We start from the raw sequence: 7,475 nt of genomic DNA, 5'->3' as shown, positions 1-7,475 counted from the left end.
CGTACCTGGCATTGGCATTCCACCTGGCATTGGCATTCCACCTGGCATTGGCATTCCACCTGGCATTGGCATTCCACCTGGCATTGGCATTCCACCTGGCATCATTGGAAATCACCTCCATTAGGTTCTTGAGCAAAAGAAGGTTTAATGTATAAAGTCCAATTCGAATAATTAACAAAACTCATTGTATCATTCTCCTTTATTCTTTATTATGTGAATAAGATCAAATTGTTTTAATCTACAATCAGTTTCATTATATTAGTCATAATATGTAAAGCACGGGCTTTAATCTCGTATAGGTAAAACCCTCCATAATTTATTCAACCAATTTAATTTGATACATGACTACAACAATGTGCCAATCAATTTTTCTACTAACAATCATATCCTCACCTTTTTATAAGATCAGCTTAGGAGCCATCATTTTGCACTCGTATAGTTAGTATCTCCTATACTCTTTTCCTTTGAAGTAATGATTATGAATCATGAGCGAGTAATTTTTATTAAAGAGTTCTCTGGAGTAAGATAGGCACCATTATCAACAGAAAACTCTGACTGATGTCTATCAATTTCAGAGTATTGAACGACCTTCTCTTTATTGATAAAAACAATTAAATAAATACCATCACTTGTATCTATTCTACTATCACTTATAAATTTCAAACCTACCGTCTTGTTAATGCTTTCCCTTGGAGTATACGGCGAAAAAAGATATGCTTTTTCCCAATCAAATTTTGTTATTTCATTCAAATCTATAACTGTAGCATTATTATTATTTATGATTGTATTAAAAGACCCTTGTAACTCTGTATTTAACAAATCTTTATTAGTGCCGCATCCACCTAATACAACTATAAATAACATAATTAACATTATCTTCTTCAATGACATCCCCTCCTTTTAATGTAAGGACACAAAAAATTATCTATCCTCCCTTTTTAGCTACATAAAAATACTTTGTTGACGATATAACTCCAATAAACTATTACCAAATCTGGACAATAAATTATTTGATAATTCTTTTGGAGATTCAGGGGTATCCTTTTCGACCAAATAAAAAGGAGTATAAAAACTATGAAAAAATTTTTAAAAATATTCAAATGGATGGTTATTATAATGACAGCAAGCATATTATTGTTTATTACCTTTAACCATTTTAATCCAGCCCCATTTCTAAAAGTTACAGGAAGTTATCTAGGTGCTGAATACAGTTATGATGAGCGTGTTGAACAAACAAAAGAGGTATTAAGTGATAATACAAAAGTATATAGAAATGTACCCTATGCAAGTAATTATCCTAATAATTATTTAGATATTTTTGTACCTGAAGGAGATACAACAAATACAAAACCAGTACTTTTTAATATACATGGTGGCGGATATGCATGGGGGGATAAAGTAGATAATGAAGAATTTGTTCAACACTTTGTTGATGAGGGTTACATTGTAGTCTCAATGAATTATGCTTTATCTCCTGATTATTTATATCCTGTTCCAATTATTCAAGCAACAGAAGCTCTAGGGTATGTTGCTGAAAATGCAGAACAATATGGTATCGATAATAATAACTTTGTGATTTCTGGTGAATCGGCTGGTGGTCAATTAGCAGGTCAATTATCTATTATTCAAACTAATAATGAATATGCAGAAAAATATGGATTTAAAGTAACAAAGGATATAACAATAAAAGGAGTTATTTTAAATTGTGCCTTAATAGATATAAAACGTGTCGATAATACAGGTTTTGCATTTACAAACTGGCTTTTCAACGGTATGATTAGAGCTTATTTTGATTCAAATGAGTTTCAAAGTCTATCCGAGGTAACTGAAGCAAATGTTATTGAAAATGTAAATGTGGATTTTCCAAGTACTTATTTAACTGAGGGAACATTTGCAACCTTCACTGATCAAGCATTAGATTTCGAAGAAAAGTTATCATCTTTAGGAATAGATGTTACATTATATATTACTCCTGAAGAATCGAATCTAGCACATAGTTATAATGGTGATTTTTCAACAGAGGAAGCACAATACAATATAGCTCAAGAGCTAGACTTTATGAAGAAAGTTACTCAGTAATAAAATAAATTCAGTAAGAACAATTACATACATTATAAGAATCCTCTTTAGCCATCCTTATAAAAAGAGATAGTTACAAAGAAAAATGAATGGTGCCAGCTAATGATTCTGAAATGGATTTACTATGTTCTAACAATTTTCCCATCCCGCATTACCCAAATCATTAACAAGAGCCTGGTCAAAGTTTGTTAAAATAAATTAGTTGAAATAAAAAAATTTACACAACCTTAGACATACCTTCGCCTCTTATGTAATAATTAATTAAGGTAATTCAAGACTACACAAGAGTAATTGATTCATGCTCATGTTAGTATATCTATAGGTACTTATGGTCACCTGATTGATGAAGATAAAGCTAAAGATTTTAAGATATTTAACAAGTTAAGTAGATTGGTCACTTTTTGGTCGCTTCTTTGTCTCTCATTTGATTCACCTTACCTCAAAACCTCATATTATACCAACGTTTCCATTAAAGGAGGTATCAAAATGAAAGCATTCTATTGTAATGCATGCTCTAGACCATCCCTATTACAGGTCAAAGAGGTCTAATTAAATAAATGATTTGAATGATCTCTTTAGGCCATCATTTTTTAAAAGCCTAATACACAGGAGTGATTTCATATGAATAATCAAACTATACAGCCGTTTTTAACGGTCGCTAACTACCATTTACTTGAACAACAAATGAATAAAATATTGCAAGCATTGGCTTCAACAAAAGATAAAAATGTCATCCTTGCCGTGCATGGCATTGTCGAAAGCGAAATTACGGCAAAAATAGCGCTAACTGATGCACAAGCGAAGTTAATCGAACAGGTTTTTACTGTTACGGATCGTGCACAGGGGGAAGAGTATTTAGCACAATTAATCCCTTTTGTTATTCCCTTTAAAGCTGTCACAGCAAGTACACTGAAAAACCTATTTAAAAAAGAGAAAAAGTTAAAGCTACCAATGCTTGAAGATATGGATTTTCAGCATATTTGTTATTTAGCTTGGGATGACCCTGGTACTCATCGAAAATACATCGTAATCGAGCAAGGTGAACAACTAAAAGCAATCAAAGGTATATTCTCTAACAAAACCATTCGAGGTATATGTGCCCTTTGCAATCGTCATTCTGATGTGGGGCTATTGACAACCACTGTCAAAGGAAATATCGTCGGAACTTTCACCAATCATAGTAATTATATTTGTGCAGATAGCCAATCTTGTAATCAGCATGTAACGGATATAGAAAAAACACAGGCATTTTTTGAGCGCATCACGCAATAAATAATGAAACGTAAAAAGACTATCACCAGCTGGGATAGTCTTTTTTCCTTTAATAACGAATAGTCTGTTTATCCATTTTGATAATGGATGACGCGATGATAACAAAGCCTAGCATTAAAACTAAGATTAAATCGAGTAATCCTGTATGCATCGAAACTGTGAAGAGCGTAATGATAAATGCATAGGCAACTGAATGGAAACTACGGATACCCTCTTGTTTCACCTTATTATAAACAAGAGAAATTAAGGCACCATACAAGAAGAAACCCAACGCCACTAATAAATAGCCGCCATCTAAAAATAATTGACCAATAAAGGTTGGCGTAGTCGTGCGATTTTCACGTGTGATAATTATTCCCTTCTCTACACTAATCGAATTGACAACCTCTGATACCTTCATTCGAGGTGAAGTTTGCTCACCAGGTAATACTGTACTAAAAATTCCTTTATGGATTTGACCATGTAAATAGCCTTCCTGTTGTGTATATTCAATAATTGTACTTAATACAATATGACTAGTCACACTTTCCGCATTAATGGCACGTATCCATTGTGGGGTTAAGTTCACCTTTTGTTCAGCCGTTAATAGCTTCTCTCTTGCCTCTTCTTCCAACAACTCTATATCTGGCTGATCTCGTTTATTGAAAGCTAACGATTGATCCTCCATTATTACACGTAGAAAACTAAACATGGAGAATGCAAAACCAATAACTAACAACGTTGTTAAAAACCACGTTAATTTCACACGTTTCACTACGTAGTGGAAAATAATGATTCCAGTAAACATCATAATAATTAAGGGTGTTCGGTAGGCCATTAATAAAAACAAGAACATAACTACCGCGAAAATAGCACCATATATACATGCTTTTTTGAAGTTCATATGCTTTTCTAATATCATTTTGTACGACAATAGCAATAAAACGCCAAACCATAGTAATTGACTAAAGAAGTTCAGCTTTGGATCTAAATTCCGGCGATTAGACTCATCAGAAATCCCAAATCCACCTTCAACAGTCATTAATATATAGGCCCCTAAACCAAGTATAGTAAGAAACACAATAAAATGAATCACATATTTGCTTAAAAATGACAGACCAAATGAAGGAATGGTCCATTGTAGTTTGTCAATAACGTAAACACCTATGTAATAGCAAATTACTGCTAAAATAACTGGTGGCCAAATCGATACAGTTATATTAAATTGTTCAAATTTATGCCAATCAAACATACTTGTGAAAAAATAGAGTACTAAAACAAAAGGTAAAAAGAAATACGGTGAAAATGTATCGATTTTATTTAATTTTCCAAAAAATTGTTTCATGCTTTTCACATCCGAGGATGCATTCCCTCCTAATATCAAACTAATTATTACTATATATGTAAAACAAAAATAGTAGAGCTATCAAATCTTTTATTTACATATTTCCCTACTAGCTTTGTATATAAAAACCATTATTTTAAAATTCACACAGTATAGTCTAAGAAAAAGCCATTCACGACCTAGCGTGAATGGCTTTTCATTGTTATGACAACCATTTTGGAGGAGTATTTTTCTCCCAGAGTTCAAACGTATTCGTAATGGTTGATTTTCTATAAGTAGACTATAAGTATATCAAGCGTTCATATTATATCATATTTTCTATTTTTAGTATTATTGTATATTCCGGTATGCCATTTTGTGGTACTTCTGGGGTACTGAACTATATAACAACATTCATACTTTCTTTTGTAATATTAATACCGAATTTATTCAGTTCATTATAAATCATCTGACTATCTTCTATGCCTTGACAATAACTATATTCAAGGAAAATGGATTCCACTATAAACCAAGCACTTTCTAATTCTTTCAATACTTATGCTTTTAACCAATTGCTATAAAATGTTCATCTGGAGCATTTTCTTTACTAATAGTTCTCCATAAATGAGGATAGAACCATTCAACTCCTCTTTGAGTATCACCACTTGCTAATTTGATACAACGAAACGTATTGGTTTCTCTGTCAAATGCAACTTCACCATCTAACTCATCATTTTCACGACTATATCTGTATACAATTTGCTTTTCATCATCAATAATTTTTTTTAGTTTCCACCACATGTTTCCACCTCTTATCCATAAATATACATGATTGATAAAGGTGATTCTAATACTATTTTCATGCCTTTACATTTTTTTCACCCCTTTCAATGAAAAAACACCCTCATACGAGAGTGCTTTAACTATATTCTTACACATACAAAGGTTCTCTAATTCCAAACGTATCAATGCCTCTATGAATCATTTGGCTATCTTCTATCCCTTGACGATAAGCATATTCAAGGAAAATTGCTTCAGTTAACCGCATAGCTGTATCTAATTCATTTAGTAACGCTCTCTGTTCATCTGTCACTAAAGAGCTCCTTAATATCTCCATTAGTGTTACTACCTTTGTATCAGCAGTTAAATACTCAGAATCATTGATACACTTCAATTAAACGGTCAGTCGACATTGGGGATGCACAATTTCCAAAAGGCTTTATCAAAAACAAATTTAAATACAACGTTGAGTGCTAATCGAAATTCAATCTAATATTATTAAAATTAGGCTGTTTTCTCAAAGATTGTTGCTATTAAAACAAAAAGGCAGTTGAAAATCAGATATCAACCAAACTTTCAACTACCAAATTAAATATTAGATTTTTATCAGTACCCATTAAATATTCCAGTGTTGTTTTTTTTCATCACATTTTTTAGTGAACTGCCTGTTTATTTGTTCTGTTCCTCTAAAAACTAAAGACTATTAAGGACTAGTAGGAGGAGTAAGTCCGAAAAGAACAGGAGTTATTACAGTACTACCAGCGCCAAGGCGGACTTGTTGAACTTGCAGTACTTTTACTGTAAGATCCAGAACAATTTTTTCACGCAATGTGCTGAATGTACCTTCGGGTGCTGCCATAATTGGTGAAAAATCAAGTTCAAAGAAGTTTGCAGCGACTAACTCGCCAAATGGTTGTTCATTGTATTTAACGAGATTTTGGAAGAAAGCCTTATCCAATCGAGCATCCAATTGAGTTCTTTCATTCAGGAAGTTCGCTTCGGCAAACTCGGAAATTCCTAAGATTGGAGTAGTGCCTCCAGGTGTTTGTGGGAAAAAAAGTTCTGTAAAACCAGAAAACGGAACGTCTGCAATTCTATCTTGTAGTGCTCCATTACAAGCCGCTGAAGCATATTCTATATTTTTGCGAATATGCCCTGCTACAAACAATTTAGCTCTTGTTACCCTAAAAAAGTCTGTGTTAGCAATACGTGCAAATCTAACCGGTACTAATTTAACTTGATTTAGGAAAACATTTTTTTTCACTCTTTTGATTTCAGTTGCTGCAGGACTAAGCGTAATATCCGACTCCACAACAATTTGAAGTGTTGGTTCTGCGAGTACAACTGGAATTTTAATAGTTGGAGCTGTAACCGGTGTAGCAGCTAGTGGAGTAACCTCACTAGTTAATGGTACTAGTTCAGTTGATGTTACTGGACAAGGTGGTATTTGATTTTGATTTTCTGATTGACCACTCAAAAAAAATTCCCTCTTTTCATTTTTTTAGTATTAGAGAGTGCTCTCTATATTGCCAGAATATGTAGCGATTAAATCTATGTATGGACGTGTATACCTAGTTTTTTCTGATTTTAAAAATGAGATTTTTAAGCTAAGAGATAAGAATGAGCACAAAATGCTAGGTATTCACCATTTTTTGCCCATTATTTTTAACTTATTTCCAAGCGGACTCACTAAACAAAAAGAGTATCCCAATTTTACTCCTGAATATTTTTTATTAGGATGAATATCTCCTTAAATTTCTACACAAGATTATGGTAGTAATTATGGCGGCTCTCGTTCAAACTTTGCGCTAATTGTTGTTCTATTCATTCATCTAATTATTGTTGGCGCTACTTTCATGTATTAATCTCTAAAACTCTTTTATTCACAATATAGGAATAAAAAACAATCTAAAGTTTATTAGCCAAACACCTCCTTATTATTAGGTCACTTTTACAAGAGTGACCTCATGTTGTTGAAATACTATTATGTCAATGAAATCAAGGTGACAAATTAAAAAGTATAGCCCTTTTTCAAAACGAG

The 7,475-nt window shown here is 32.8% G+C and carries 9 protein-coding genes; 4 read left to right on the top strand and 5 right to left on the bottom strand.

What is annotated here, in order from left to right; all coding sequences use genetic code 11:
- Positions 1-483 precede the first annotated feature (483 nt).
- Positions 484-885, bottom strand: a complete 402-nt coding sequence (locus tag AC3WOM_RS24515) for a hypothetical protein (RefSeq protein WP_492448753.1) — start codon at positions 883-885, stop codon at positions 484-486.
- Positions 886-1,074: 189 nt separating this feature from the next.
- Between AC3WOM_RS24515 and AC3WOM_RS24510 the strand changes: the two genes are divergently transcribed.
- Positions 1,075-2,079, top strand: a complete 1,005-nt coding sequence (locus AC3WOM_RS24510; protein WP_492448752.1) for an alpha/beta hydrolase — start codon at positions 1,075-1,077, stop codon at positions 2,077-2,079.
- Positions 2,080-2,700: 621 nt separating this feature from the next.
- Positions 2,701-3,351 carry a FusB/FusC family EF-G-binding protein gene (locus AC3WOM_RS24505; RefSeq protein WP_492448751.1) on the top strand — a complete coding sequence of 217 codons (651 nt, stop codon included), beginning with the start codon at positions 2,701-2,703 and terminating at the stop codon, positions 3,349-3,351.
- A 49-nt stretch (positions 3,352-3,400) separates the two neighbouring features.
- On the opposite strand, the gene AC3WOM_RS24500 is transcribed toward AC3WOM_RS24505, so the two are convergent.
- The 4 genes from AC3WOM_RS24500 to AC3WOM_RS24485 form a co-directional block, all read right to left on the bottom strand.
- The gene (locus tag AC3WOM_RS24500; RefSeq protein ID WP_492448750.1) at positions 3,401-4,675 is read right to left on the bottom strand and encodes an oligosaccharide repeat unit polymerase; all 1,275 of its coding nucleotides are present in this window, start codon (positions 4,673-4,675) and stop codon (positions 3,401-3,403) included.
- Between the two features lie 543 nt (positions 4,676-5,218).
- On the bottom strand, positions 5,219-5,455 hold the full coding sequence (locus AC3WOM_RS24495) for a hypothetical protein (protein WP_427549103.1): 237 nt from the start codon (positions 5,453-5,455) through the stop codon (positions 5,219-5,221).
- Between the two features lie 130 nt (positions 5,456-5,585).
- Positions 5,586-5,747: a hypothetical protein gene (locus AC3WOM_RS24490; RefSeq protein WP_492448749.1), complete on the bottom strand. Its 162-nt coding sequence runs from the start codon at positions 5,745-5,747 to the stop codon at positions 5,586-5,588.
- Positions 5,748-6,137: 390 nt separating this feature from the next.
- A complete protein-coding gene (locus tag AC3WOM_RS24485) occupies positions 6,138-6,911 on the bottom strand; it encodes a CsxC family protein (protein WP_492448748.1) in 774 nt (257 codons plus the stop codon).
- A 49-nt stretch (positions 6,912-6,960) separates the two neighbouring features.
- On the opposite strand from AC3WOM_RS24485, the gene AC3WOM_RS24480 reads away from it, so the two are divergent.
- Together AC3WOM_RS24480 and AC3WOM_RS24475 are read left to right on the top strand one after the other, a co-directional pair.
- Positions 6,961-7,176, top strand: a complete 216-nt coding sequence (locus AC3WOM_RS24480; RefSeq protein ID WP_492448747.1) for a hypothetical protein — start codon at positions 6,961-6,963, stop codon at positions 7,174-7,176.
- A gap of 12 nt (positions 7,177-7,188) precedes the next feature.
- Positions 7,189-7,299 (top strand): YjcZ family sporulation protein, encoded by a 111-nt coding sequence (locus tag AC3WOM_RS24475; RefSeq protein WP_492448759.1) that lies wholly within the window; start codon positions 7,189-7,191, stop codon positions 7,297-7,299.
- Positions 7,300-7,475: the final 176 nt, after the last annotated feature.

The sequence above is a fragment of the Lysinibacillus sp. FW301-JW8 genome, from assembly GCF_058788755.1.
Note: the sequence above shows the minus strand (reverse complement) of the source record. Positions and strands in the feature narration are given on the sequence as shown.

Bases quoted from the DNA above. Each gene is read 5' to 3' on its own strand.
- AC3WOM_RS24505 (WP_492448751.1), top strand. From the start codon at position 2,701: ATGAATAATCAAACTATACAGCCGTTTTTAACGGTCGCTAACTACCAT.
- AC3WOM_RS24510 (WP_492448752.1), top strand. From the start codon at position 1,075: ATGAAAAAATTTTTAAAAATATTCAAATGGATGGTTATTATAATGACA.
- AC3WOM_RS24500 (WP_492448750.1), bottom strand. From the start codon at position 4,675: ATGAAACAATTTTTTGGAAAATTAAATAAAATCGATACATTTTCACCG.
- AC3WOM_RS24495 (WP_427549103.1), bottom strand. From the start codon at position 5,455: ATGTGGTGGAAACTAAAAAAAATTATTGATGATGAAAAGCAAATTGTA.